The sequence below is a fragment of the Bradyrhizobium sp. sBnM-33 genome (genome assembly GCF_032917945.1).
Lineage (GTDB): Bacteria > Pseudomonadota > Alphaproteobacteria > Rhizobiales > Xanthobacteraceae > Bradyrhizobium.
Window position 1 is genome coordinate 2328118 of the sequence record NZ_CP136624.1, and the last position, 26600, is coordinate 2354717.

Sequence of the window (26600 nt, forward strand, 5' to 3'; positions counted from 1 at the left end):
GGTTTCCCCCGAGCTTTCGATTGTCAAAATCTCTCCCCAGACCGACAGGGTGGTGCTCGTGGCTCGGCCGAAGTCAGCGGTCTCGCTCTGTCCCTGTTGCGGCTGCCAGACGGGTCGCGTCCACAGCCATTACGTGCGACGCTTAGCCGATCTGCCGTGGCAGGGTCAGGTTGTTGAAATCCGGCTTCACGCGCGACGGTTTCGATGCGCGAATCCGCAATGCCCGCGTCGGATATTCACCGAGCGGCTACCGGCAACGGTGCGGCCGAAAGCAAGACGCACAACCCGCCTCGGCGAGAGCCAACTGGCGATCGGCTTTGCGGTCGGAGGTGAGCCCGGCTCGCGCCTGTCGCGCAAACTGGCCATGCCGGTCAGCGGCGACACCTTGCTCCGAATGATTCACTCGGCTCCCTTGCCGGATTTCGTTGCCCCGACCGTCGTCGGCATCGACGATTGGGCTTGGCGTCGTGGCCAGCGATATGGAACGATCATCTGCGATCTGGAGCGCAATTGCGTGCTTGATCTGCTTCCCGATCGTAACGCCGACAGTGTTGCGCGCTGGCTGAAGCGCTGGCCGGGGATCAAGGTCGTCGCCCGCGATCGTGCGGGACTTTATGCTGATGGCGCACGCTGCGGCGTCCCCGACGCGGTGCAGGTGGCGGACCGCTGGCACCTGCTCAATAGTCTGGGTGAGGCCTTGCGCCACGCGGTCGGCCGCCATCGTCACAACGTAGCCGCCGCCGTGCAAATCATGGCGTCCGCGCAACGAGCGAAGACCGGCAGTTCCGCGCCGCCGCCCGGCCTTGCACAGTTGCGGGCGGATCGAAAGGCTGCGCGACGCGAACGCTGGGATGAAATCTGTCGCCTACGCCAGCAAGGTTGCCCGACATCCAGGATCGCCCAACTGCTCGGCGTCGACAGGCGCACTGTTCAGCGCTGGCTGGCCGCTGGCGGCGAACCGGAGCATTCGCGTCCTCACCGACCTTCACATCTTCTCGCGCCCTTCCAGGCATGGCTCGAAGCGCGGTGGGCCTCCGGTTGCCAGGTGGGCCAGCAGCTTTGGCGGGAGCTTCAGCAACAGGGTTATACTGGAAGTCGGGTGACCATCGCGCGATGGGCCGCTGACAGGCGTGCACATGCAGACGCGGGAGGAGCAGCACAACCACACCTGACATGGAAAGCTCCCACGCGTCGTCGCTGTGCTTGGTACTTGAGCCAGGATCCGGATCAGATCGATGCTGAAGCCAGGCTGTTCCTCGGCCATCTATTTGCGCAAGCTCCGGAACTCGCGACGGTCGCCGATCTGGCGAAGCGGTTTGTGTCCCTTCTTAGTGGTAGCGACATCGCCGAGCTCGATGAATGGATCACACAAGCAGGCAACAGCGAGCTCAAGAGCTTCGCCAACGGCATCGCGCGCGACATCGATGCGGTCCGAGCGGCAATAACGACCTCCTGGACAACCAGTCCGGTCGAAGGCCAGATCAGCAGGATCAAAGCCATCAAACGACAAATGTATGGCCGGGCAAGCTACCCGTTATTGCGTCGACGCGTCCTTCTGGCTGCTTGAGAGCGACCGGGCAACCTATCCAACCCCGATCGCTCATGCTGCACCAAATATGCGGAAGAACCCCAGATTGACGCTCCACTTCCATCCTGATTGTCGCGCTGCAATTGGGCGGTCAATTCGCTGTTGCGACCGCGCTGGCTCGATCAGCTTCGAGCCGAGATGGGTGTTCTAGGCCAGCGAGATGCGACTGACCGAACTTTGGGTCATGCCGAGGCTCTTCACAGCGCGCGGCACGTTCTGTTCCCGAGCGATCTCCACGAAGGCGCGCACCGCTTTGAGCGACAGCCCTAAGCCTCGGTCAGTGTTTTGGTTAGGGGTCTTGGCCGTGTAAAAACGCCCTCCCAGGCAAGTCGGTGAGAAGCCAGGGCGCCCGTTCGGTCTCAGGCCACGATCGCAGCCATCAGCGGCTTGGTCCCGACGATGTTCATGACCCGTGTCAGATTATAGGCCAGGACCGAGAGAGCCATCTCGGCGGTTACTTTTAGAAGCGTCTTGGTAAGGAAGTGTGTCGCCCCCATCCGAGCCTTCATCGTGCCGAACGGATGCTCGACCGTCTCGCGACGCTGGCGCATGGCTTGTTGGTTTGCGTCAAGGCGCTGCTGCACAGCCCTCGAGCAGATGCTCATTCTCCGATCGCGTGATGCGCCGCTCTGGCCCGGTCGTACATTGCGATTTGAGCAAACAATTTTGACAGGCCGAGGTCCAGTAGCGCCGCAGCATCTTGCCGTCTTCTTCGTTTGTGTAGCGATACGGCAGTCGCTCCCCCAGCTGGACAGCGATAGGCGTCTTCCTCAATGACTTCCAAGGAAGGTGCGCGCTCCGTTGAAGTGAACGGATGCGCGCGCCAGCGTTTGAGCAATCGCGATCACAGGGGCCTTGCGCGTCACCGCTAGGCCTCCATTAGATAGAGAAGCGCTCTATCAATCCGGCGCGTCCTAAGCTCCACGAAGCTTTTCCTGCACGTTGCGCAGCGATCCGGCGTCGCACCATCCGCCTGTTGGCGCTCGTTCCAGCTGGTGGGACGGCCTTGCACCGATGACTCGCGATTGGTAGCGCGATCAGCTCTTCACCCAAGAAGTCGGATTGGATGGCGGCGCGTTCTCACGCTAATCCATCGCCAAATCAGAACAGTCCATCACATTAGTTGATGTCTGTCACCGGCCTATTGCTTCCCAACGATACTGCGTCGGCAGAAATCGGGGTTCGACCTAAGGACAGAGGCATGGCATTTCCAACTGAGTGCGTTGGCTTACATCGTTGCGGCTTTGTGCAGCCTGAATTGACGGCCTGTGTTTTTCGTCCCCATCGAATTGCGGACACACTGATCGCTCGTCGTGCGAGCCGCCCATGTAGAAGGCGGACGGTTATTCCACGCGTTCGCCTCATGTCGTCGATGGGCGAATGCTGCACGTCGGCATCATGCCTGAACACGTGCTCTTCTACACGCGCGAGAGCTACCGGTTGCAACTGCAGCCAGGAACAGGCGCCGCGCCGGTCCTGTCGACACGGGACCTGGCTTGATGGGAACGCATCTTTCCCTCGCTAGCTGGGCACGACCCGTTACGGGCTAACACAGACATCTCCGATTTCTCTATTCCTACGTGAAAAACATAGTGGTCTATGTTTGCGTACTTGTGTGGGGGCTCCAGTGCTAAAAAAATCGGTCGTAGCAATATCTAGAGACAAATCTAATTTTGCGCGGCGACGGCCATCCGGCAGATTGATGGCATCGCGATGGATCGCGACTAGCGCCTTGGTCGGTTGTGCATTTTCGTATTCACCTTCCATCGCTCATGCCGAGTCATTGGACGATCTAAGGCAAGAGCTGAGACGTCTGCAGGCTCGCGTTCATTCACTTGAGGCTACCGAACAGACGGGGGCCCGCAACGATCGTGCAGCGGCTAAGGCGGCAAAACTGGCACAAAAGGAGGCAGAGGAGGCGAGGGCACACGCGGAGGAGGCGCGACTGCAGGCTGAAGCCGCTCGTGCGAAGGCGCAAGCAGCGCAGAATGGGGCAGATCCATTGCAAGGAAGCTTCCCCGGGAGCATGCGAATTCCGGGAACTGACACGTCCTTCAAACTTTACGGCTTTGCAAAGCTCCATCTCTATGGAGATCTCGGGCCGCGCAACAGATCTGACACAATTGCACTTCCGTCCATTCCGCTATCGAATGGGGCGCTGGGCGCTCGAACACCAGGAGATGTTGCTGCTGGCGCTCGATATTCTCGAGTGAATCTTGATGTAAGGACGCCGATTAGCGAAAGCTTTGGAACTGTACGTACCTTCTTCGAGGTTGATTTCGCGGGGCAGTCTGATCTTACGAGTCAGACAACTGCATCGAGTTTCAATACAAGGCTTAGGCAAGCGTTTGGAGAATTTGGAAAGGCTGATGCTTGGGGCTCCATAGTTGCGGGGCAAACCTACTCGCTCTACAGCGAATCAACACTCAACCCGCTACGCAGCGTCTCTGATTGGACCATGCCGGCAACTAGCTCCGTCCGCCAGGCAGCGGTTCAATACAGCAAGAGCTTTGGATCGACGACGCTTAGTGTGGGCTTGGAGAATCCGTATTATGACGTCATAAGCACCGCTGGAACGAGCTATCCCGATTCTAACGGTGGCGCGGGCTTTAGCCTGAGTGGGGCTCCAGATGTTACCGCGAGAGTCCTGTGGCGCGGAGAGAGCGGGTTCTTCGCCCTGCGAGGCATGGTTCGAAATATCGAGATCAACAATGAGGCTGCTGTTCCTGCGCAACGATATGACGCGTCTACTTTGGGCTATGGCATTGGCGCGAGCGGTGCGCTCAACCTTTTGGATAAGCGTCTTACACTGTTTGCGACGGCAAACCATGGATCCGGTATCGGTCGTTATCTTAGCACGGTCAGTACAGGAGTTGGCGCCGTAACCAACTTTGGCCTGTCCGGCGTAACGGCCCAAAGGGCTCAAATTGATACGGTAACAGCGACGGCTGGCCTTGTTGGGCTGCAGTATAAGTTCCTTCCAAATCTACAGAGTAATGCCATTGTTGCAGCCGCCAGCCTCAACTATCCCAACTATGTCACCCAATTCACCACAACCTCGAGTGTGATCAACAGGAGCTTGTGGGCCACAAGTGTCAATCTGATCTACAGCCCTGTGCCATCCGTTGACCTCGGGATCGAGTATCTACATGGATCGCGCATGCTGTTGGTTACCGACGCGAACGGCGTTGTGGGTGGAACAGCTGACCGTATTCAGGGCATGGTGCTTGTTCGTTTCTAACCGAACGTTTCTGGCTGAGCACACAACAGAAACGCTCTCTTACGAGAGAGCGTTGTCAACAAGGACAAGCAATGGGATGGTCAATGACAGGGTCTGGAGAAGGCTTGCCGAGGAGACCGAAATAGGTCCTTGTCGTCCAAATAGAGGATGGGACGAAACGTTTGTTCGTTGTAGCCAAATTAATATTCGATTGTTTGAGGCTGTTACCGCAATACGCTGCGACCCTGGAATAGCGGTCTTCCCTTGGCGTCAACTGTCAAGGCATCGTTTCCATAACGGGTTCGTTCAACGATGGCGCAGTAATGGTATCACCGTAGAAACCGAGCTTCGTCCTCTTTGACTGCTTCCATCCTCTGCAGCCGGAAAATTTCCTCTACCGGCACAATGTCGCGGTCGATGTGGTGGATGCCACCGTCAGCGCGGATGCGGGCAAAGACGTCCTTCATCGCGGTGACAGCGGCCCGGATTGCATGATTGCCATAGATCACCATGCCGATTTTGCCAAGCGCGCGGATGCGCGGTTCGGTCATTTGCGGATAAGCGGTCGGTACGATGACAATCGGAGCATTGCCGTCCCATGCGCGGACAAAACTCTCCACCTCATCCGGCGTCCTATGCTTTGAGTGGATCAGGATCATGTCCGCGCCAGCTTCCTCATAGGCCGCAGCCCGCCTCAGGGCCTCGGCCTCTCCAAGCCCGGCGATCAGCGCTTCAGTGCGTGCAATGACGAGGAAGTCCGGGTCCGAGCGCGTCGTCACGGCCGCGCGGACCTTGCCCGCGAACTCCTCCGTTCGGACCAGGTCCTGGCGGCCATCTGCGATGAGGCTCGTGACCTTCGGAAAGGTCTTGTCCTCTATGACGATCGCCGCGGCGCCGGCGCGCTCGTATTGCTTCAAGGCATGGATCACATTGATTGCGTTGCCGAAGCCAGTGTCAATATCAGCGACGATCGGAAGCGATGAATGCTCGGCCATCGCACGGACCATGTCCAGGTGCTGAGTCATGGAGATAAGGCTCACGTCGGGCAGACCATAAAGAGCGGAGAGTTCGAAGCCGGACGCCCAGATCCCATCGAAGCCGGCTTCGCCGGCTAGGATCGCCGACAGGGGGCTATGCGCCGCCATGATGTGCACCAGGTCTCGCTCGGCCATGCGGGCGCGGAGACGTGCTGCACTCGTCATCCCGGCGGCTCCGGACGTGAGGTTGGCGTTGAGGCTATTTTGTAGCATTCTGTGTTGCAAACGAATGGACAATCGCTGTCACTGTATTCAGCTATTGAGTGCGCCATCAAATGCATTGATCGAATTTTTGAAACATTTCGATAGCCTGATGCGATGTTAAGTAGCTTCCGGAAGGGCGGCCTTTTTACAAAGGCGAGCTAGCCACCGGCAAAAAGCACGAGCGATTTCAGGATTGTCACTGCGGTCCACCGCATGGGCCCTTGCATGCCGCTGGAAGTACGCGATCCTAGTATCACATGTAAAACGCCCCCGCGCACCAGATCGCTGACAATAATTTCGGGCGCTACCAGAAGGCATTTTCCAGTCATGACCGCCGGTAGAGCAAGATAATTGTGATCATATCGCGCTCCCGACTTTATGTCCTTTGAGGTCAGGTTCATCGCCCGCAGCCATGTCGGCAGTATGTCGGGCCGGGATGTGATGTTCAGAATCGGCATTGAGCGAACAACTGAGAGACTTTTTCCCCCTACGTGATTTGGAGAGCCCACACACACGAGTTGCTCGTTGTAGAGTTCCCAATCGTCGGCCGGTTCGATGATGGAAAGATCGCGTGTAATTAAGATGTCGAAATCGTCGGAGGATGTCGGCAGGGACAGCGAACTAATCACGTCCACGATTACGCCGCCCGTTTCAGCGGAGAATGCTTGGAGATTCGGAATCAGAAGAGAGTAGGCGAAGGTCGAGAGCGACGTACGGACCACAAGCCGATTGGCTTCCGGCCGTTTCCGCCGGCGCATTCTTTTGGCGGTGAAGCACACCGTATCCAGCGGTTCGGCGACTGTGTTTGCAAAAAGCCTTCCGAACTCCGTCAATTCGCTTCGCCTACCGCGTCGTTTCATGAGGTCTGTGCCCAGATACTCTTGCAGCACGGCGAGGTAGCGGCTGACCGAGCTCTGTGTCGTTCCCAACGCGCTAGCCGCGCGCGTTACGCTTCCTTCGCGGGCGATCATCACGAACGCCCGGATCGCGTTGAGCGGAACTTCATCGTCTTCGGTAGGCATATTCTATTCCGGCAACTTAGTGGATTCGCGGCCAGTTCTCACGGCGATCCATCGCCAAATCAGGATATTCCATCACATTATTCGATGTATGTCACCGGACTGTTGCTTCCCAGCGATATCGCGTGGGCCGTGATCCTCTGCGTCGTGCCTCGGATGTCGATCCTGTCTTCGGCGCAAGAAACGAGTTCTGGAAGGATAGGGGCATGACATTCCAAATTAAGGGGTTTGACTTACATCATTGCGGCCTCGTGCGGCCTGAAATGACGGCCGGTATTATTCGTCCTCATCGAATTGCGAGCACACGAAACGATCGTCGTGCGAACCGGCCGTGTGGAAGCCAGACGGCTGTTTCACTCCGTGCGATCACTCCTTCCTTCGTTGTTCGAGAGATAAGCCACAAGAAATCGTCTTTCGAAGCGGTCGCTTCTGAGAGGAAGCGGGAATCCGTCGAATGAGTGGAATTATCCTCAGAAACGTTCACAAATCATTCGGCCTCACCACTGTGCTGAACGACGTCTCTCTGTCGATTGCAGATGGCGAGTTCCTGACGCTCCTTGGCCCGTCAGGTTGCGGAAAGTCAACGTTGTTGCGCATCCTCGCTGGACTTGAGCGTCAGGACGCGGGCAGCGTTGCGATCGGCGATCGTGTCGTGGATGGACTGCGTCCCAAGCGGCGAGACGTGGCGATGGTATTTCAGTCCTATGCGCTTTATCCGCATATGACGGTCGCTGCGAATATGGCGCTTCCATTGCGGATGCGGCGACTGAATTCCTGGCAGCGTGTACCGCTGATCGGCCGGCGGCTGCCCGGCACCAGCGGTGTCCGAAGTGCGATCGACATGGAGGTCGCCCGAACGGCGGAAGCGCTCGGAATTGCGCATCTATTGGATCGCAAGCCGGGCCAACTATCCGGCGGCCAACGCCAGCGCGTCGCCGTCGGCCGCGCCATGGTACGCCATCCGGCTGTGTTTCTGATGGACGAGCCGCTCAGCAATCTCGATGCTAAGCTGCGCGTCCAAATGCGCACCGAGATCAAGGAATTGCACCGGCGTCTGGGAGTGACATTCGTTTACGTCACGCACGACCAGGCGGAAGCGATGACACTCTCCGATCGAGTGGCCGTGATGCTCGATGGCAAACTGCTACAGATCGCACCACCGCGGGAGATCTATGCTGACCCCAGCGACCGGCAGGTTGCCGAATTCATTGGTTCACCGAAGATCAACATGCTGAACGCCGTTGTGCGCGAATATGGAGAGATCGATGTAGCGGGCTCGATCCTTTCGGTTGCGTTTGAGATGCCGCTGGGTACCGAGCTCACCATCGGCATTCGCCCAGAGGCCTTCCAGTTTGCTGGCCACCCCGGACCAGGGGTGCTCACCGGGTCGGTGCGCATGGTGGAGCATATGGGCTCCGACATGTTCGTTTATCTCGACGTGGCCGGCGTTGAGCAACGATTGATAGTCCGGCTTTCGGCCGAGCGCGCGCCTCATATTGTTACGGGACAGACACTGCATGTCAGCGTCAGATCGGACCATGTGCTCCTTTTCGATCGTGACGGTCGCCGGGTTCGTCTGCAGCACGGGACAGGCGCTGCATCAGTTACACCGATCAGGGACTGGGCGTAATGAATGTCCGCCACTCTCTTATCAGTCGGACTGCGCACCCTTTGACGTCATCGGAAGAGGCCGCGGGGCCACCTCCATCGCGCGCCGGCTCGCCCGCACAAAGGCACGCGTTGAATGAGGCGCTCTGGGCTTGGGCACTCGCTGCGCCAGCCCTTACCTTCCTCATCCTGCTGTTCTTCCTGCCGGTCGCCGGAGTCTTTGTCATAGCGCTTACCGACTGGAAGTTCGGCGCCAGCTCTCTCTCCTTCGTCGGCTTCGCAAACTTTCACGAAATCATCTTCGATGAAGTTTTTCGAGCGTCACTCGTCAACACCGTCATCTACGTTCTGATTGTTGTTCCAGGAAGCGTTCTTGTCGGGCTTTTGATCGCGCTGCTGATAGAGAGCAGCGATTCCTGCCGCTCTCTTTACCGCGCCATCCATTTTCTGCCGTTCATGGCCACATTAGCTGCGATGGCGATCTCTTGGGAAGCCTTGCTCCATCCCACTATTGGCCTTGTTAACCAGACCTTTGCCGCCCTTGGCATTCCAACAGCCAACTGGCTGCGCGACGAGAACACTGTCCTGCCGGTGCTCGCTGTCATCGGCATCTGGCAGAATCTCGGCTTCGCCATGGTGCTGTTCCTCGCCGGCCTCAAGAGCATTCCTCAGGACCTCTACGATGCGGCGGACGTCGACGGCGCCGACCTCTGGCTCGACCGGATTCGCACCGTCACGCTGCCGATGCTGGGGCCGGTCTCGATGTTCGTCGTCATCGTCGTGGCGCTGAGGGCGTTCGAGGCCTTTGATACGATCCAGATCCTCACCCAGGGCGGGCCCGGTCACGCCTCCGAAGTGCTGCTCTACACGCTCTACCGCGAGAGCTTCGAATATCTGCGCACCGGATATGGCGCCGCCGTTGCCGTCGTCTTCCTCGCCATTGTTGTGACGCTTACCCTCGTCCAGGCTCGCGTCATGGACAGGAAGGTGTATTACCAATGAGTGCCACCACCTCCAGCAACCGCCTGTCGCACCCGGCCGCCCTTCTTCGCCACGCCGTGTTGCTCGTCACCTGCGCCCTCATCCTCGTCCCATTCGTGTGGATGGCTTCGCTGTCAATCAAGCCGCCAAGCGAGATATTCCGGGCCAGCTTCTCCTTCTGGCCTGCTCAGTTCTACGGCGTCGAGAACTACACCAAGGCCCTGACCGAAGCGCCGCTGCCGCGCTACATGGGCAACGGGGCGATCGTCTGCGCGATCATCCTGGCGCTCCAGATCCTCGTCTGCGCTCCTTGCGCCTATGCGCTCGCCAAGCTGCGGTTTCCCGGCCGCGACCTGCTCTTCGGCCTAGTGCTGATCGGCCTGCTGCTGCCGCATCAGGTGCTGTCGCTGCCGCTGTTCATCCTCGGCTACCGGCTCGGCATTCTCAACACCTATGCGGCGCTGGTCTTCCCCTATGTTGTCTCGCCCTTCGGCATCTTCTTGTTCCGACAGTTCTTCAAGACCATTCCCGACGACGTGGTCCAAGCCGCGCGCCTCGACGGCCTTTCTGAACTCGCCATCGTCTGGAGGATCATGGTGCCGATGGCGCTGCCGGCGGTCATCGCCTTCTCGATTTTCTCGGTGGTCAGCCACTGGAACGATCTCTTCTGGCCGCTGATCGCGGTGCGAGACCAGTCTCTGATGCCGCCTCCGCTTGGCATCATGGCCTTCAAGAACGAGGAGGCCGGCAACGATTACGGCCCACTCATGGCGGCATCCACCCTCGTTGTTATGCCCCTCGTCGTCGCCTTTCTGGCCGCCCAGCGCTGGTTCGTCGAAGGACTAAGCGGCGGAGCCGTAAAGTGAACTGCCGAATCCAATGGAAAGGAAGCCGCCCCATGAATTCTTTCAAGCGAATGATTTGCAGCATCGCTTTCACCGCAGCCTTGCTCGGCGCGAACGCTGCATTTTCCGAAACATTGGAAATTGCTGCCGGAAGCGACAATACGAAGTTGTTGGAGGCAATCGGGGCTGCCTTCGAAGCCGCCAATCCCGGCGTCAAGGTGAACGTTCCTCCGGGGCCACGCAGCTATGACGATCTTGCTCAGGACCTTCTGCGCCGTCAAACGGTCGGTCAGGTGCTACCGGATCTGTTGGTGGTTGGTAGCAATCAGCGCCTCTATGCAGACCGGGGGCTGGCTGTACCGCTCGATCCCCTCCTTGCTGCCAATCCGGATCTCGAACTCGCCAAGGCTTCTCCGATCGTGCGCGAGAAGGGGCGGGTTGGAGAGGCGATTTTTGGTGCTGCTCTGGGCGTTTCGGCGCCTGTCGTGATGTTTAATTCAGAGCTCGTCCGCAAAGCAGGCGGGGATCCGAACGCACTGCCAGAGGATTGGGATGGGATTCTCAGTCTGGCCAAACAAATAGATCGGCTCGGCCCCCCGGTGGTCGGCGGTTTCATCGAAGCAGATACGTCCGGTGCGTTTACCTTTCTATTTCTTCTCCAGTCGCAGGGCGGAAGTGTAATGGACAAGGCTGAAACCAAGCTGCAGATCGACACGCCCGAAGGGCTACGGGCGTTAACGGTTCTGAAGCGCTTCGGTGAGGCGGGGCAGGCAAAGGCCGCGATGACGCGGGATCAGGCGCGTCAGGCATTCGGTGCGGGAACGATCGGTATTCTCGTCGGCACTAGCTCGACGATCACCGTGGCCGAGAAAGCTGCTGGTAATCGCTTCACGGTGGTCGCCATGCCTTTGCCCGTCAAACCGGGCGTTGGAACGGTTCCGACCTCCGGTCCCGTAGCATCCATTCTGAAGACGACGCCGGCCAAACAAAAACTTGCTCTGAAGTTCATCGATTTCGCCCTGGGACCGAAGGGCCAGCAGATCGTTGCCGAAAGCAGCGGATACTATCCTGCTAACCAGCGGGCCATCGATGCGTCCCATGAACTCAAGGCCCGGATTGCCAACCGCCCGAATGCTCAAGCAGTTTTCGCCAATTTCGCCGTTGCAACCGGCTGGTACACCCCGCCAGGCGCCCAAGCGGCGCGGATCCCGACGATCGTCAACAACCATCTGCTTCAGGTCGTGACCCTGAAGGAGGCTCCGGAAGACGCCGCAAAAGCCTTGACGAAGGAAATCGAGCCCTTGGTGCGGGGCACCAACTGAGGAATTTGCGCAAGCGAACACGACGCGGGCGAGGTCGTGTTCGGCTCCTAGTCAGGGATTGCAGAGAATGTACCTTGCCCGCGGCTTACGACTCCAAGCGAGAGCGAGTGTTTCTGAGGATCCCGAGTGAGCTTGACACTCGATCGACGTTGCCACGAGACATCGATTCCAGCTGTCCAAAATTGGGTGCAGAGCGATCGTCAGTTAAGTTACTTGTAAAAGTCTCGACTTAATCTGACAGAATGGTTTGGACTGGTGGGGAATGGAGCTGCGGGGCGAGCGGGAGCGCTCACCCGAACTGGCGCTCCCGCGCTGCCCCGCAGCGTCTCACACAGGAGATGCAACCATGACACAAGAGCAGAAAGTCATTCGTGCGAAGGTCGGGGTGTTGGAACTGGCCAAGCAGTTGGGCAATGTCAGCCAGGCCTGCAAGATGATGGGATATAGTCGCGACAGCTTCTACCGGTTCAAGGAACTGTACGACAAAGGCGGCGAGCTGGTCTTGCCGAGATCAGCCGGAAGAAGCCGATCCTCAAGAACCGTGTCGCGCCTGAGATCGAAGCGGCAGTGGTGGCGCTGGCGATCGAACAGCCGACCTGGGGCCAGGTGCGTGTTTCTAACGAGCTGAAGAAACAGGGCTTGTCGATCTCGCCGTTCGGTGTGCGGGGCGTCTGGTTGCGCCACGATCTGGCGAACACCAAGACGCGGCTCAAGGCGCTCGAAGCCAGGATGGCACAGCAGGGCTTTGTCCTCACCGAAGCTCAGGTCGTGGCGCTGGAGAAAGCCAAGACCGAGAAGGAGGTCCATGGCGAGTTCGAGAGCGAATGTCCCGGCTATTGCGGCGCCCAGGACACCTTCTATGTCGGCAACATGAAGGGCGTGGGCCGCATCTATCAGCAGACCTTCATCGATACCTACACCAAGGTGGTCTTCGCCAAGCTCTACGACCGCAAGACGCCAATCACCGCGGCGGAGATGCTGAACGATCGGGTGCTGCCGTTCTTCGAACAGCACGGTATTGTACTGTGCCGGGTGCTGACGGATCGTGGCACCGAGTATTGCGGCAACCCCGAGCATCACGACTACGAGCTCTATCTCTATCTCGCCGTCGAGGACATCGATCATACGCGGACCAAGACCAAGAGCCCGCAGACCAACGGAATCTGCGAGCGCTTCCATCGAACCGCGCTCGATGAGTTCTATCGTGTGGCGTTCCGCAAGAAGATCTATCGAACCATCGACGAGCTGCAGAATGATCTCGATGTTTGGGTGACGGCGTACAACGAAACGCGCCCGCATCAGGGACGATGGCGCTATGGAAAAACACCGATGCAAACCTTCCTTGACGCGCTGCCCATTGCGAAGGAGAAATTGCTGCCGGCCGCGTAGCGCCGGACACAAATCTTCGTCGGACACCCACCACGACGAAGAGCCAGTTGTCAGGTCAAGTGCATACTTTTACAAGTTACTTGATCACAACCTCTGCCAAACCGGCCTCGGCCGCATGTCTGCGCTAATCGCTACACTGCCAACGCTGCTGTGTAGGTCTCAAGGTCAACGTTCGAGCCACTTATAACCGCAACGCTTGTTCTGCCGCGGACATTTAAACGGCCGGCCAAGATGGCCGCAAGTGGCAATATGCCACCTGGCTCTGCGATTAATCCGAAATGTCGCGCAGCAAAGCGCATCGCCAGTCTGACCTCATGATCAGTGACACTCATACTATGCACACTTCGTCCACACAGAATTCGGAAGGGCAGATCGCTTGGAGTCGGCGCGAGAAGCGCATCGCAAATACTGGTCGCCTCGGGTGAATTGCGTACCCTATGGCCGAACTTGAGACTGCGAGCCATGTCGTCAAATCCTAGCGGTTCGATGATCGAAAGTTCAAGCGCGGGGCAAGCAATAGCGCATCCCGCGGCCAACCCGCCTCCACCACATCCCGCGATGATAGCATCGAGTTTGAGTCCCATCTCCTTTGCTTGGACCTGCACTTCCACGCCCAGGGTCGCCGCACCGGCAATAATTGCGCGGTCATTGTGCGGATGAATAATGGTTGCACTTCGCTCAAAAGCAATTTCTTTGACAATTTCCTCCCGGTCTTCAGTGCGCCGATCATACATCCGAACTTCCGCTCCGTAAGAGCGCACCGCATCAACCTTTACGGTAGGTGCGTCGTGTGGCATGACAATTAAAGCCTTACAGTCCCTTCGTCTTGAGGCCCAAGATACGGCGTGGCCATGGTTCCCCGAAGAATAGCATACGACCTCATTCCGCAGTTGCTCCGCACGAAGGAAGCTTAGTCGATTTAGCACACCGCGCGTTTTGAAGCTTCCCGTTACTTGTAGTCCTTCCGCTTTCACAAGAATTCTTCCGCCGACACTATGATTCAGACTCTCGCTCTCCAGAAGCGGCGTCACGCGCACATGATTTTCGATTTCCCTTCGCGCCCGCAGAACGTCATCACAGGTCGGCGGCTGTATGAACCAATCCGATAGATCGCTGAACATCTCCACTGGCGCCGATGGGCAAGAAATTTCGGCGGCGCTTCTTCCTATGCTTGGTTCATCCCCGGTTCTCATTGTTACCCCCACCTCGCTGTTAGGTCGTGAGGTTTCTCGATAGCCAGATCGGCGCCGGCGGTCAACATGTACGTACTTGTGGACATCTATCTGTCATGTTAGTCCGCTATGCCAGATTGCACCGTCAAGTGTGACGGCAACTCAGCCGGTGAGCGAGAGAACTCGGCTGATGCCTAGAACGCCATGAGAGGTAATGAATGTTGAAGATCTCAACCCCAAGTCGAATTGAGTCGGCCGAGAATATCGCCGCCCGATCTTTTGGCTCTGTGGCCCTAACAAGGGCGAATTGGATAGAAATCGATCTGGCAGCGCTGGAACACAATGTCGCTGTCGTGAGATCCATGCTCGAACCCGGCGTTCGTATACATGCTTGCGTGAAAAGTAGCGCCTATGGATGTGGCGTCGTGGAAGTATCTCAGCGGTTTGCTGCGGCAGGGGTCGACGCCCTGTGCTGCGGCACGTTTGATGAGGCTGTTCACATCCGGGCAGCCTTGCCGAAAATGGATCTCATCATGTTTGGGGCAACCTTGCCCGACGGAATCCCAGCATACCTGGAGCATGGTTTGATTCCGAGTGTCCACAATATTGAACTGGCGCGGGCAGTTTCGCGTTTTGCAACCAGTCCTACCCGCGTTCATATCAAGGTCGACGGAGGTTGGGGCAGATTGGGGATTCCCTTGCCTCACGCAAAGGATGCCATTCTCGGGATCGCGCGTCTGGCAAACATAGAAATCGAAGCCGTTTATACACACCTTCCATTCACCGATCTGCCGGGCCGTGATTGGGCGCAACAGCAAACGACGGCGTTCTGCAAACTGATTGACGACCTACGGGCATCCGGTTTGAAGGTGCCTATTACCCAAGCGCGCGCGAGCAACGGAGTCGTGTTTGGAATTACTGACGAGTGCAACGCCGTTTCGCTCGGCAGTATTTTGTACGGGAAGTCATCTGCGCCGCGTGATCTTGCCGATTTCTCGAACCTCCGCCCCGCCTGCCGATCAATCCGCACAAAACTGATACACGTTCATCCTGCTTTTCCAGGCAAAACGGTTGGACGGACGACAGGCCTGCATGGCAGGCCGACCTCGCCGTTTGTCGGAATCACTGGGGTCATTCCGTTCGGCCGCCGGGACGGGTATGCCGGCGCAAGGTCCGGTGAGACTGCTTATGTGCTGATCCATGGCGTAAGGGCTCCAATTCTAGCAGTTAATTCGGAGCTATCGGTTGTTGATCTCTCGGGAGTTCCGGATGCCGGCCTCGGAGATGACGTTATCATTCTGGGCAAAGACCGTGACGAAGAGATAACCCTCGAGGATCTGTCACATTGGCAGGGGGCAGGTCAAACGGACGTCCTTGTCAGGATGAGCGGGCGGTTGACCCGCGTATTTCATCAGTAGCTTCCGATCTCTTTCGAGATACCCTGGTCATGAAAATAATCCTTATCTCCGATCCTCATATCAAGGTCCGTGGCGAGCGTGTGCGAGGAGTCGATCCGGTCGAGCGGCTTGAACTTTGCGTTCACAGAGCTCAACAGCTTGCCGGCGATGCCGATCTTTGCGTCATGATGGGCGACAACGCCGACACGCCGACCGAAGACGAGTACAGGACGCTTTTGGATTGCGTGCGGCCATTAAAGATGCCTGTGCGCTTCCTCATTGGAAACCACGACAATCGGGACATGTTTCTCCGCGTTAACCCGGATCTAGAAAGAGACGAAAGAGGATATATCCAGAGTTCTCTTGAAACCGCGACCGAGACACTGCTCTTTCTCGATACTGGTCGAACCGGCGAACACGAAGGCGACTACTGCAACGAGAAGCTTGATTGGCTGAAGCGAGAGTTATCCAAAGCTGGAGTAAAGCCGGTCTATATCTTCATGCATCATCCGCCATTTAGGACTGGGTTCTGGAACGATCACTCCATGGTCCGCCAAGCCGATGATTTCCTGACGGTGCTCAATGAGGCTCGATCGGTACGCCACATTTTTCTCGGCCATACGCATAGAGCATCCTCTGGCCACTGGAATGGAGTCACCTGGACAACATTGCACGGGACATGTTACGAAAATGATTTTGAGATGCTTCCGGCGAAACCGAACTACCGAAGCGGACCGGCCCAGCTAGGTATTCTTCTCATTAATGGTGGCGAAAGCGTCCTGCATTTCCAGGATGTTCTCAATCCCTACCCACTGATCGCCTATAGCGGTCGCTCAATTCGCGAGCCCGAAATTGCGGCGTGAAGGCTGACGCGTCGGCTACGAGTGCATAGCTCAGACGTCGGAAAAGAGAATCAGCGGGTTGCCGGACCGGCTGATGCTCTTTTATCAAGAGCGCAACCGACATTCAATTTGGACAACCGACCTGTTGCGGGTTGTACAGCCGGAGTCGAGGAGGGCCGGCGCTTCAAAGAAGGCAGGCGCCTCTCCCCCTCGTCCATATCATGAGGCACTGAGATGACGAGATCCTTTCACGGCGCCGGCATAAGCCGTTGGCGAGAGATTGGGGAGACACTTATCCGTGAGATTGATCAGGGTATCCTTCTTCCTGGTGACAAACTTCCGGGCGAGATGGATTTGGTTAATCGCTTCGGGGTAGCGCGCCAGACGATCCGCCGAGCCTTAGCTCATCTGAAAAATGCTGGCCTCCTCGATGTCGAACTCGGCCGCGGCACATTCGTAGCAAGGAAGGTCTTTGAGTACCGCATTGAGGCTCAAAAGACGCTCGAGCAGAACCTTCTTGATAGCGCCATGACGCCGAGCCGAGAGGTGATCGGCCTCCATGTTTCGTCAGCGGCCAAAGGCATCGCAGAAAGGCTTGAGATCGGCGTTGGCGAGCCGGTCTTGATCGTCGACATGCTGGGAAGGGCGGATGGATCACCAGTCGCGCTGGTTCGAGCCCATTTCCCGGTCGCGCGGATACCGGGCATCGAGGAAGCGTTCAGGGCCATTCTTAGGAAACGTAACCGAACGTTTTCTCAGACCAAGCTCCTAGAATTAGTTGGCGTCTCGACGTTTTCCAGACGATTCATTCGGCTGAAGTCTCGTTTCCCAAGTGCCGAGGAAATGCAGCATCTGGGGCTCTCATCCATCGACATCGTTGTCGAAACGAGCTCTGTGAGCGATGGGACAACAGGTGATCCGGTATTCTATGCGGTTTCATCGTACCCCGGATCGAAAGTTGAGTTTTATGTCGGAGACATTCAGAACCCGTAGGTACTCGCTGAACGGTACCCTATCAGGTTAGGGTACATTCGCCATCGAGGAAACTGATCCCTCTCAGGTCGTTGCCCACGTGACGGTTGTCGGAATTGTGGGTTTTGGCCTCTTGTCGGTGCGTTCCGGAGCCGTTCGCGCCTTCAGATTGAAGGAGTGCACGAAGACCTCCGCGTCCTCCAGCCGGCATCGTCGGAACAACCTGTACCGGAATATCCGTACACCGACGTAATCTCATTGCCGGTCGAGGGGCGGTCGGAACATGGCATGGTTTCGTATCGCCTGGTAGAAGTAGACCCCACTGACCAGACAAGAAAGCGCCGCGGCACCGAGAACTGCGGTCGTAAAGCCAACAGCGTCGGACAGCGCCCCCCAAGCCCAGCTGCCAATGGCAAGGCTTCCCGCATTGACTGTCTGATACATCGCGAGCGTTCGGCCAATAAGGGGGCGAGGTGCTGTGACGTGTATCGTAGTGTTCAGATAAACAAAGCCTGAGACCCATGAGATCCCTCCGGCGAACGCAGCTATCGCGGCAACTTGAGCGTTTGAGGCGATTGCGAAGAGAACCGCGCAAAGTCCAATGCCGGAAAATGCCCCCGCTAACACAAAGTGTTTCGCGACCATATGCCGGCGCCACGACGCAGCGATTAGTCCTCCGCAAACGGCGCCACACCCGAAGCACGATGTCACAATCCCAAAGCTCCAGGATGAACCATTGGCCGAAAACTTAATAACCGCCGGCAGCAGAGCCGATGCGATGCATGCTATAAAACCGAAAATCAGCGTCTCAAAAAGCGCGCGACGAATCGTAATGTGATGCCATGAGAACACGAACCCGATCTTCAGCGTCTCCCAGAACGTTGTCACCTTTGTAGGGACTTCTTTGGCCGTTGGCGTCCATCGAAACAGCACTACGAGAAAGATCATGAAGCCGCCACAAGAAACGGCGATGGTGCCGGCGGCTCCGATCAGGCTTATCAGAAGCCCTGCCAATGCCGGTCCGACGATGCGTGCGATGTTGAAAATGATAGCGTTTGCGCTAACCGCCGCGGGGAGGTCGGCGCCTTCGACTAGATCACCGATTGATGCCTGCCATGAAGGGTAGCTTAACGCTACACTGCTGCCAATAATCGTCGAGATCAGAAGGAAGCTCCAGGTGGGTGGGGTTGTAATTGCCAGTATTGTGACAAGAACGAGTGATGCCACAATTGCAAGTCCCTGGGCCAATATTAGAAGCATACGCCTTTCCACGATGTCAGCGACGACGCCGAACGGAATGCAAAGCAACGCAAGAGGGAGACTTTGGGTCGACTGAACCAACGCCACGGACGCTATAGATCTCGTGTTATTCGTTAGGCACCACGCGATCGTCATAATGTTTACTGAGATACTGATGTTCGCGAGTACGTTAGCTCCAAAGAGGAGCTGAAAGGGACCATTGTATCGTGTCGAGCTGCTGCCCTCTGGCTGAACGCTGCTGAACATAATGGCCTCACTAAGCAGTGAATGTCGAAGGAACAGCTAGTGTGGCCTCATCTGCCACAAGACGATGATCGTATGAGAGAAGGTTGATGCCAAAATCCCTCACTGGTGAATGAGCGGAGTTCGCTTTCTTCACACACACATACACACAAGAGTAGCGTTGAGGGATCATCCGAGGCGCTGCAATACGAGCTGATTGCAAAAAGCCGCTCCGCTCCCGCGCTTGCCCGACGGTCACGATCGCAATAGCCTGGGTGGCACAACGCATTGCTGATCGGAATTCCGCTCGGTCTGATGCCGATCTATCCAGAGAAGACAGTTGTGCGGCCGCGCTCTTTTCCTTGTACCTGCGAGAACCGATTGAGTGGCTGCTTGAGACCGAGATTCTCCCTTAGTGTTTGTCCCGAGTATCCCGATCTGAATTTCCCTCGCCGACGCAATTCGGGAACAACGAGCTCAACAAAATCCTTGAGCCCGCCGGGAACTATCGCCGGCAATACGTTGAATCCGTCAGCCGCACGTTGATCAAATATATCAACCATCGTGTTGGCAATTTCGTCCGGTGTTCCAACAACCATCAGATGGCCATGGCTGTCCGACACAAAGCGGATCAGTTGTCTCCAGGTGAATTTCTCGCGTGCGGCCAACTCGAGGAGCAGCGTCTGACGACTCTGGATGAAATTCGTCTGCGGTAAAGTCTCTGGGACCAATGAATCGAGATCCATTGAACGCAGGTCGGTGACAAACCCCAGCAAACGATCGGCCATCCCAACTAAAACGTCGATGTGCGTATACGATTGTAGTCTTTCAAGCTTCTCATACGCTTCTTGCTTGGTACTCCCCACGATCGGGACAATGCCAGGCATGACTAGCAACTGATCGTCGTCTCGCCCAAGCGCGCGCGCTTTCTCTTTGAGAGTTGCGTAGTATCTTTTGCCGTTCTCTAAAGAAGGGTCGGCGGTGAACACGACCTCGCTGAGTTCTGCAGCGAACCGCATTCCGGCATCGGATGCGCCAGCTTGAACCAACACTGGATAACCTTGGGGCGGCCTTGCGATGTTCAGCGGGCCTCTGACTGAGAAGTAGTCCCCTCGGTGGTTGAGAAAATGCAGCTTCGTCGTGTCGGCGAAAATACCACTCTTCTTGTCGCGAATGAAAGCGTTGTCTTCCCACGTATCCCAAAGACCCTTGACAACTTCTACGAATTCTCTCCCTCGAGCATAGCGCTCGTCATGATCCGGAAGTTCCTCTTCGCCGAAGTTTGGGGCTTCGAACCTATGTCCCGAGGTGACAATGTTCCAGCCCGCACGTCCCCGCGATAGGTGGTCAAGTGAGGCGAACATGCGTGCAAGATGATAGGGCTGGTGGTACGTCGTCGTCGCTGACGCGACAAGGCCGATGTCCTGTGTTCTCGATGAAAGCGCCGACAACAGCGTGATTGGCTCGAACCCATCGTTTCGGCTTACACGAGCTATGGTTGCGTGGTCTTGATCTCTTACGCTTGGGCTATCGTTGAGAAATACGAAGTGAAATGCCGCGCCTTCGGCAAGTGCGGCCAGATGGGCATAATGGTCGATGTCCACTCCGCCACTCGCAGGCACGCTCGGATCGCGCCATGCACCCTCGTTATGCCCCGCCTGAAGGAGGAACACTCCGAGCTTCATTTGTTCATTGCGCCGCATGCCGTACTTCCCTTTCAAATGGACTATCCTCACGGACCGCAGTCAGCTGGTGGGTCGTGTTGATTGGCGCCACAGAAACGGCGTGCCTCAACGCTTGACTTTGGCAGCCACCACCGAGATCTCGACGAGTGTGCCTTCCGACAAAGTCGCTCCGATACACATCCGCTGAGGCCAGTGTTGAGGGGTTGCTCCGACCCAAGCGTTCCACACGTCGTCAAACCTTGCCTTCTGTCGAAGGTCCGAGAGAAAGACTGTCGCAGAAAGCAGATACCGCCTATCGGTACCGAGATCCGCCAGAACGCCATCAATCTTGCGAAAGCATCGCTTCGCCTGCTCTTCCAAACCAACTCTCTTGTCATCGGAAGTGGCAACCGCAAACGCCAACGAGCTGAAAGCAGAGCCTGAACTTCTACCTTCGGCAACGCCTTTCGAACGCAGAATTGGCCAATCCTCACCCATGTTGGTTCCTCACGGTTTTTCAAGAATCCGAAACAAACGAGAACAGTTGAGTGCTTCAGACTATTTTGGAGGCTATTCGCTGCGGGGAATCTTCATCTTGATGCCGTAACTGTTGATAGATGCCGCGAATGACTTCGACCGCGTAACGCGTTTCAGCGAGATCCACAGGATCTCCAACGCCGGGCCGAATTCCTTGCAAACGCGGCTCACGGTCACCAGCATAGAGTTTGCTCGGCCGCACCAGGATTCCGGCCTCCCCAATCGCCCGGCTGAATTGCTCGCTATCGACGCCGGCCGGTGCCGGCAGCCAGAAATGAATGCCAGATGAACCTTGAAATCCATCGATGTCCGAGAGGACTTCGGAGACGATCGCCTGTCTCTTTCTGACTTCGATACGGGCTAACTGGAGAAGAGTCTCGGCAACGCCGGTTCGTATCCAATGAGTGATGACTGATGCCATCAGTGGGGCAGGATGCCAGGTCGAGATCGGACGGAGGCGTTCCAGGATGTTTGCCAGGGCACGTTCCGACGGGGCGACGACAAACGCCAAGCGGATGCCGAGGCTCAAATATTTCGATAGCCCCATCAAATACCACGTAATATCGGGTGCTATCGTCGCAAACGAATCGGGCAAAGCATCCAAATAGAGTGCTTGAGCTTCGTCTTCGACGATCTGAACACCATATTTACGCGCGATGTCCGCGATCGCTCTGCGTCTTTCTGTTGGCATCACATAGGCGGTCGGACTGTGAACTGTGCAATTTACATAGACTGCCTTCGGCGCATATTGCTTGCACTTTTGCTCGAAATCCTCCGGAACCAGGCCTTGTTGGTCGATTCGGACGCCTTGCACTTCGACAGACGCGATCTTGGCAAGCGTGTAGACCTGCGGAAAGGTGAGTTCTTCCGTAAGCAGGACGTTCCCAGGTCCAACGAGAGAAGACGTCAGCAAAAGAATGCTGTTCATGGTGCCGTTGGTCACCATCATTCTGTCCAGGGCAGGAACGGGCCTGACACGATTCCCGATCCATTCCACCCCAGCAGCACGGTCCTCCTCGTTCCCGTTGTAACGGTGTTGACGAAACTGCCGAGCGAGGTTTTCGTCCGAGTCCGCGAATGCTGCCCACGTTTTCTGAAGAGCCTCTGAAAGAGCGCTCAGGTGTGGCGGTGTCGCTCGCATAAGGCTAATCTGCTTCCGTTCCATCTCCAGTCCTCCTAAGACGAATTACCCATGCAGCCGGGTTCTGCTGACGGCCGGTTTGAGGCGCGAAGTCCGAAATTCGGTCGGAAGTGCAGAACTCTTCCCAAGCATTTCCTTCGCACTCAGCATGCCGAGCAGGGGGCCTACCGTGATGCCGCTATGGCATGCCGATACGTAAATTCGATCAAGTTCGGGAAGCCATCCCGCGATTGGGAGTCCATCGGCAGGCACGGGCCGACTGACTGCATAAGTTTGAATGTCTGGCGCCTGACTGAACGACGGCACGACTTTGGCTAGTTCTGCGGCCAGTCTCAGCGATTGCGTCAACGCTTCGCCGTCAGTGCCCTCGAATGAGGCAGTTTGACCTCCCATCATGCGCCCATTGGAGTCGGGTCGGAAATGGAGGTCCCCCGCATAGACGACGTGGTTCAGGATCGACGGCCGAACTGATGCGGTGAACAGGATTCCAGGATCCTTCGCGACCTCGACCTTATAGCCTAGTTCCTTGGTGAGGTTCGACGTGCCAGATCCTGCCGCGAGGCAAACGAAAGTGCCATGAACGTTGCCACCGCTGGTGGCAATACACACTTCATCCCGCCGCGTTTCAATGTGCAGAGCCGTTGCAGTTACTGCCGTTAGTAGTCCGGTCTCTATCGCGGCCTGCCTGAGGCGGCCAATAAAAGAGATGCTGTCGATCCACCCTTCGTCTGTCAGTCGTATGATCGGACCTTGAACGTCCCTCAGGCGTAGATTTGGCTCCAAACGCCGCTGCACGTCGTCGGGTGTCCAATATTCGACAGCGACACCCATCCGTTGAAGACGAGACGCAATATCTTGAAGCTTTTCTCTGCTTGATCCGGTGTCGCCCCAACGAAGCGTGCCAGATAAATGAAAATGTTTCGCGGCGCGAACTTCCTCTGCGAGCTTCTCGCTGAAGCTGATAGCCTTTCGTCGAAAACTGAAATATGGTTCTTCAACAAAGCTGAAGTAATTAATGCACGCAAATGTGCGCGATGATCCGATGCCGATTGGAGCGTGCTCATCAACGATAACGACTTCGCAACCATGCTTCGTAAGATGATAAGCGATTGATGTCCCCACGATCCCGCCGCCAATAATAATCACCCTCATTGCCATATCCTCTTCGTGGTGCTGCTGCATCTATCTGCACGCGGTAAGGCCGCCATCGACATACAGAATCTGCCCAGTCACAAAACGCGACAGCGCCGACGCGAGGAAATGTACCGCGCCCGCGACATCGGCTGGTGTTGCCAAGCGACCGAGAGGAACATCCGCCGTGGCCCGCTGAAACGTCGCTGCGTCCTCAAGAGCCTTGTCGTTCTTGTGAGTTCGTACCGCGCCCGGGGCGACACCATTAACGGTGATGCCGTTGGGCGCCAATTCGGTTGCGTGCTGCTTCAAAAGGACAGCCAGCCCACCCTTTGCAGCGCAGAAGGCGCTGTATCCACGGTCTCGGAAGCCAAGTGATGACCGAACCGAAAGAAGATGAATCTGGCTGCCGCCGTTTCCGGCCGCAACTTGATGAGCGCCCACCGCCTGAGAAAGAAACATTCCTGCGCGCAATGTCCTGGAATAGACTTCATCGAAGGCTTCCTCCGTCACCTCGAGCAGCTTCTGCTCCTTATTGAAGCCGACACAGTTCACCAGAATGTCGATCGAACCATACTGTTGCCTCAGAGAAGCAGAGAGATTTCGCACTGCGCCGACATCGCACGCGTCGAGCTCGACACCTTGGACAGAGAAACCTTTGTCGCTTAGTTCCGCGGCAAGAGCTTGCGTCCGGTCGCCATTTGGTCCTGCAATAATGCTGGTCGCGCCGGCAATGGCCAACGTTTCGGATATTGTTGTGCCGATAGCTCCGTAGCCGCCGACGACTAATGCGACTTTGCCGTGCAGGCTCATCGAATGCTGAGACTGGGCGCCCACGTTCTGAATGATCATTCCAGTCTCCCCTGGGTTGGCGCGACAACCTGCGTGGCATCAATCGACTTATCCGGGGTTACGTGGACGTGTGTTGCATGCCATTCCGCAGAACCGTATTGGCCTTTGAAGACCGGCCCGAGATGTTCTTTGGCGGTGCCGCCCAGTCGAACTGTTCCACTGATGGAGCCATCCTCTGCGAATTCGCCCTCGAACCCGTAGAATAGCCAAATCGGCACCTGCTCGTGCGCAGCCTCGAAGTGGGTATGGCGGCCATGAACTTCACCAGATACGGCGCCCGAGGACGATCCCGTGTGATGGATGCCAGATATGAGCTCGCCGTTCTGCTGAATGTTGAGATGGTGTGTCGCCGAACCATGAAGGAAGTGCATTTCGACACGCCAACTGCCCGAGACATCTATTTCTGCAAGAAAGTTGGGGGCAGGTTGAGCAATGGACCGAGGCTGACGAAATGCGATTGCCAAAGCGTGGCCGACAATCTCCGCCTCGTCATCGGAGAGATTCACGGGATCCAGTATGATCGAGGTCGGCGTGGACCAGAAATCGTGGATCAGGATCCGCGGTCGTTGTTGCAAGAGCGCAAGCCTTAGGTCTTCCGAATTAAACGGAATAACAGCCGCATCCCAGCTCACCTTCAGCCGAACAGCTGTCACAGAACCGGCCCAGGACAGCACTTCCGTCGTAACGCCTGGCAGCGAGCTGAGGTGAGTCTCAATCCGCTTCAATCGAGGAATCCACTGGTCGCGTTCGTCTTTCGCCGACTGAAAATTGATCCAGCGATCGAGCGCGACTACGGCGCCGACCACCTCCTCCTTGCCGACCTTCATTGACCGGCCAAATGCCTGGTGAGGCGCTCCATTCCACCAGATCGCCTTGCAAAGCCGCTCCTTGCCAAGCACGATCGCAGTGGATTGTGGCGCACGGATATATTTGCCACCTGCGTAAACCACCAAGTCGGCTCCGTTCTTGATCCAGCGATCCGGCTTTCCTGGCGAAAGGCCGGCGGCATCGACGAGAATGGGCACACCGTGCGCACGCGCGAAGGGAAGGAACGAGCTTAGTGGTAATACCGACGCAGCGTCCATGCGACCGAGGAGGCAGATCATCGCGATGCTTCCATCCAACGCCTGCGCCAACTCCTCTATCCTCGCAATGCTGACAATCTCGGCACCCGCGACGCGGAACGCCTGTTCGTAGGCAAAACGTTGATCGCAGGGGATCAACACCTTGTTGCGCAGCCCCGATGTGTCCGGTAACCGCAACATCAGCTCCGGATTGTTTCCGGCAATGCACGCTGCCGTGGCTAACGCTAGCGTCGCTGCAGTGCCGGCGGTGATGACACCCCATTCGGCGCCGGTGAGTTCAGCCATCCTTCGGCCTGCGCCTTCAGCGAGTTCGTCCATGTCGACAAAAGCCTCGGCAGCCGCGTTCATTGCGGCGATGACCTCGTCGCTCGGATTGCTTGCTCCATAAGTCGTGCGGACACCGGCGCATTGGATGAACGGCTCGACGCCGAGTTCCCGGTAGATCCAGCCGCACGTGTGGTCTCGTTCGGACAGATCGCGTGCCTGTATGGATTCAGGCCGCGTATTCATGGCAGTCCCCTAGTCGCAAGTACGATGGATGCCCCAACACAAAATGCCATGACGACGAGGTACATGACGCCAGCCGTCTTCGGCACTCGGAGGGGGGCAATGTGCAGGACAGCAAGTACGACGAGGACGAACGCGAACAGGTTCGGGAAGATCACCTCGGAGATGACCGGACGAAGCAAGAAAATGATTGCCGTTACCGGTACCACGTAGGTGGTCGGCACTCCGATGAACCGGCTACCCGGAGATCCGAATACGTTGAAGTAGCTTAGCCGCAAGGCACTGGCCACAACGAGAATGGTTCCCGCGGCAACGGAGATCGTTGAGCCATGGCCAATGATTATCGATGTTACGGCCGGAAAGACACCGGCACTCACCAAATCGGCGAGGGAATCCAGATTCTTGCCGATCTGTCCTGTCTCTGCCGGGCGGCCCTGCGTCCGCTGGGCCACGACCCCGTCGAGGTGATCAGCCAGCAACGCCCAGAGCACGACGGCTACCCCGATCTCCGGAAGGCCGGCGATTGCCAGGTTGATACCGATGGCGGAGAGCACAAGGCCTGTTGCAGTCACGGCGTTGGCCGGATCGATAAGTTGGCGGAGCAT

The 26600-nt window shown here is 57.1% G+C and carries 20 protein-coding genes and 3 pseudogenes; 10 read left to right on the forward strand and 13 right to left on the reverse strand.

Annotated elements, in window-relative coordinates:
* Positions 1-58 precede the first annotated feature (58 nt).
* Positions 59-1567, forward strand: a complete 1509-nt coding sequence (locus RX328_RS10745) for an ISL3 family transposase (RefSeq protein WP_317258689.1) — start codon at positions 59-61, stop codon at positions 1565-1567.
* A gap of 168 nt (positions 1568-1735) precedes the next feature.
* On the opposite strand, the gene RX328_RS43445 is transcribed toward RX328_RS10745, so the two are convergent.
* A complete protein-coding gene (locus RX328_RS43445; RefSeq protein WP_309142552.1) occupies positions 1736-1837 on the reverse strand; it encodes a LysR family transcriptional regulator in 102 nt (33 codons plus the stop codon).
* A 110-nt stretch (positions 1838-1947) separates the two neighbouring features.
* A pseudogene (locus RX328_RS10750) lies at positions 1948-2360 on the reverse strand (transposase); the annotation flags it as partial.
* Positions 2361-3614: 1254 nt separating this feature from the next.
* On the opposite strand from RX328_RS10750, the gene RX328_RS10755 reads away from it, so the two are divergent.
* Positions 3615-4829, forward strand: coding sequence for a DcaP family trimeric outer membrane transporter (locus RX328_RS10755; RefSeq protein ID WP_213257212.1), 1215 nt, complete (start codon positions 3615-3617; stop codon positions 4827-4829).
* A 308-nt stretch (positions 4830-5137) separates the two neighbouring features.
* On the opposite strand, the gene RX328_RS10760 is transcribed toward RX328_RS10755, so the two are convergent.
* Complete coding sequence (locus RX328_RS10760; RefSeq protein ID WP_213257214.1) at positions 5138-6010, reverse strand: phosphonopyruvate hydrolase; 873 nt, start codon at positions 6008-6010, stop codon at positions 5138-5140.
* 156 nt (positions 6011-6166) lie between these two features.
* A pseudogene (locus RX328_RS10765) lies at positions 6167-7071 on the reverse strand (LysR family transcriptional regulator).
* Positions 7072-7522: 451 nt separating this feature from the next.
* Between RX328_RS10765 and RX328_RS10770 the strand changes: the two are divergent.
* The 5 genes and pseudogenes from RX328_RS10770 (at position 7523) to RX328_RS10790 (ending at position 13213) form a co-directional block, all read left to right on the forward strand.
* A complete protein-coding gene (locus RX328_RS10770; RefSeq protein WP_213257216.1) occupies positions 7523-8698 on the forward strand; it encodes an ABC transporter ATP-binding protein in 1176 nt (391 codons plus the stop codon).
* A 110-nt stretch (positions 8699-8808) separates the two neighbouring features.
* Positions 8809-9678 (forward strand): sugar ABC transporter permease, encoded by an 870-nt coding sequence (locus RX328_RS10775; RefSeq protein WP_312018165.1) that lies wholly within the window; start codon positions 8809-8811, stop codon positions 9676-9678.
* The gene (locus RX328_RS10780) at positions 9675-10523 is read left to right on the forward strand and encodes a carbohydrate ABC transporter permease (protein WP_213257220.1); all 849 of its coding nucleotides are present in this window, start codon (positions 9675-9677) and stop codon (positions 10521-10523) included. The genes RX328_RS10775 and RX328_RS10780 overlap by 4 nt, the downstream gene beginning before the upstream one ends.
* Positions 10524-10555: 32 nt before the next feature.
* Entirely contained in the window at positions 10556-11824 is a 1269-nt protein-coding gene (locus RX328_RS10785; RefSeq protein ID WP_213257221.1) for an extracellular solute-binding protein, read from the forward strand.
* A 346-nt stretch (positions 11825-12170) separates the two neighbouring features.
* A pseudogene (locus RX328_RS10790) lies at positions 12171-13213 on the forward strand (IS481 family transposase).
* 131 nt (positions 13214-13344) lie between these two features.
* On the opposite strand, the gene RX328_RS10795 reads toward RX328_RS10790, so the two are convergent.
* Positions 13345-14406 (reverse strand): threonine/serine dehydratase, encoded by a 1062-nt coding sequence (locus tag RX328_RS10795; RefSeq protein ID WP_213256648.1) that lies wholly within the window; start codon positions 14404-14406, stop codon positions 13345-13347.
* Between the two features lie 197 nt (positions 14407-14603).
* Between RX328_RS10795 and alr the strand changes: the two genes are divergently transcribed.
* The 3 genes from alr to phnF all read left to right on the forward strand — a co-directional run bounded on the left by alr (position 14604) and on the right by phnF (position 17617).
* A complete protein-coding gene (alr, locus tag RX328_RS10800; RefSeq protein WP_213256650.1) occupies positions 14604-15803 on the forward strand; it encodes an alanine racemase in 1200 nt (399 codons plus the stop codon).
* A 29-nt stretch (positions 15804-15832) separates the two neighbouring features.
* Positions 15833-16645, forward strand: coding sequence for a metallophosphoesterase (locus RX328_RS10805; RefSeq protein ID WP_213256652.1), 813 nt, complete (start codon positions 15833-15835; stop codon positions 16643-16645).
* Positions 16646-16858: 213 nt separating this feature from the next.
* Complete coding sequence (gene phnF, locus RX328_RS10810) at positions 16859-17617, forward strand: phosphonate metabolism transcriptional regulator PhnF (RefSeq protein ID WP_213256654.1); 759 nt, start codon at positions 16859-16861, stop codon at positions 17615-17617.
* A 234-nt stretch (positions 17618-17851) separates the two neighbouring features.
* Here the strand turns inward: phnF and RX328_RS10815 are convergent, their stop codons facing one another.
* The 8 genes from RX328_RS10815 to RX328_RS10850 all read right to left on the reverse strand — a co-directional run bounded on the left by RX328_RS10815 (position 17852) and on the right by RX328_RS10850 (position 26600).
* Positions 17852-19102, reverse strand: coding sequence for an MFS transporter (locus tag RX328_RS10815; RefSeq protein ID WP_213256656.1), 1251 nt, complete (start codon positions 19100-19102; stop codon positions 17852-17854).
* Positions 19103-19401: 299 nt separating this feature from the next.
* A complete protein-coding gene (locus tag RX328_RS10820; protein ID WP_317258690.1) occupies positions 19402-20799 on the reverse strand; it encodes an LLM class flavin-dependent oxidoreductase in 1398 nt (465 codons plus the stop codon).
* A gap of 69 nt (positions 20800-20868) precedes the next feature.
* On the reverse strand, positions 20869-21240 hold the full coding sequence (locus RX328_RS10825) for a Rid family hydrolase (RefSeq protein WP_213256660.1): 372 nt from the start codon (positions 21238-21240) through the stop codon (positions 20869-20871).
* Between the two features lie 55 nt (positions 21241-21295).
* A complete protein-coding gene (locus RX328_RS10830; RefSeq protein WP_213256662.1) occupies positions 21296-22444 on the reverse strand; it encodes a PLP-dependent aminotransferase family protein in 1149 nt (382 codons plus the stop codon).
* A gap of 21 nt (positions 22445-22465) precedes the next feature.
* Positions 22466-23572, reverse strand: coding sequence for an NAD(P)/FAD-dependent oxidoreductase (locus RX328_RS10835; protein ID WP_213256664.1), 1107 nt, complete (start codon positions 23570-23572; stop codon positions 22466-22468).
* A gap of 30 nt (positions 23573-23602) precedes the next feature.
* Complete coding sequence (locus tag RX328_RS10840) at positions 23603-24403, reverse strand: SDR family NAD(P)-dependent oxidoreductase (RefSeq protein WP_213256667.1); 801 nt, start codon at positions 24401-24403, stop codon at positions 23603-23605.
* Complete coding sequence (locus RX328_RS10845) at positions 24400-25998, reverse strand: hypothetical protein (RefSeq protein ID WP_249727239.1); 1599 nt, start codon at positions 25996-25998, stop codon at positions 24400-24402. Before RX328_RS10845 ends, RX328_RS10840 begins: the two co-directional genes overlap by 4 nt.
* Positions 25995-26600: a CDP-alcohol phosphatidyltransferase family protein gene (locus RX328_RS10850; protein WP_213256669.1), complete on the reverse strand. Its 606-nt coding sequence runs from the start codon at positions 26598-26600 to the stop codon at positions 25995-25997. Before RX328_RS10850 ends, RX328_RS10845 begins: the two co-directional genes overlap by 4 nt.

Bases quoted from the DNA above. Each gene is read 5' to 3' on its own strand.
- RX328_RS10840 (WP_213256667.1), bottom strand. From the start codon at position 24,403: ATGATCATTCAGAACGTGGGCGCCCAGTCTCAGCATTCGATGAGCCTG.
- phnF (WP_213256654.1), top strand. From the start codon at position 16,859: ATGACGAGATCCTTTCACGGCGCCGGCATAAGCCGTTGGCGAGAGATT.
- RX328_RS10825 (WP_213256660.1), bottom strand. From the start codon at position 21,240: ATGGGTGAGGATTGGCCAATTCTGCGTTCGAAAGGCGTTGCCGAAGGT.
- RX328_RS10835 (WP_213256664.1), bottom strand. From the start codon at position 23,572: ATGAGGGTGATTATTATTGGCGGCGGGATCGTGGGGACATCAATCGCT.
- RX328_RS10770 (WP_213257216.1), top strand. From the start codon at position 7,523: ATGAGTGGAATTATCCTCAGAAACGTTCACAAATCATTCGGCCTCACC.
- RX328_RS10845 (WP_249727239.1), bottom strand. From the start codon at position 25,998: ATGAATACGCGGCCTGAATCCATACAGGCACGCGATCTGTCCGAACGA.
- RX328_RS10780 (WP_213257220.1), top strand. From the start codon at position 9,675: ATGAGTGCCACCACCTCCAGCAACCGCCTGTCGCACCCGGCCGCCCTT.
- RX328_RS10850 (WP_213256669.1), bottom strand. From the start codon at position 26,600: ATGCTCCGCCAACTTATCGATCCGGCCAACGCCGTGACTGCAACAGGC.
- RX328_RS10785 (WP_213257221.1), top strand. From the start codon at position 10,556: ATGAATTCTTTCAAGCGAATGATTTGCAGCATCGCTTTCACCGCAGCC.
- RX328_RS10805 (WP_213256652.1), top strand. From the start codon at position 15,833: ATGAAAATAATCCTTATCTCCGATCCTCATATCAAGGTCCGTGGCGAG.
- RX328_RS10795 (WP_213256648.1), bottom strand. From the start codon at position 14,406: ATGAGAACCGGGGATGAACCAAGCATAGGAAGAAGCGCCGCCGAAATT.
- RX328_RS10830 (WP_213256662.1), bottom strand. From the start codon at position 22,444: ATGGAACGGAAGCAGATTAGCCTTATGCGAGCGACACCGCCACACCTG.
- RX328_RS10815 (WP_213256656.1), bottom strand. From the start codon at position 19,102: ATGTTCAGCAGCGTTCAGCCAGAGGGCAGCAGCTCGACACGATACAAT.
- RX328_RS10760 (WP_213257214.1), bottom strand. From the start codon at position 6,010: ATGACGAGTGCAGCACGTCTCCGCGCCCGCATGGCCGAGCGAGACCTG.
- RX328_RS10755 (WP_213257212.1), top strand. From the start codon at position 3,615: ATGCGAATTCCGGGAACTGACACGTCCTTCAAACTTTACGGCTTTGCA.
- alr (WP_213256650.1), top strand. From the start codon at position 14,604: ATGTTGAAGATCTCAACCCCAAGTCGAATTGAGTCGGCCGAGAATATC.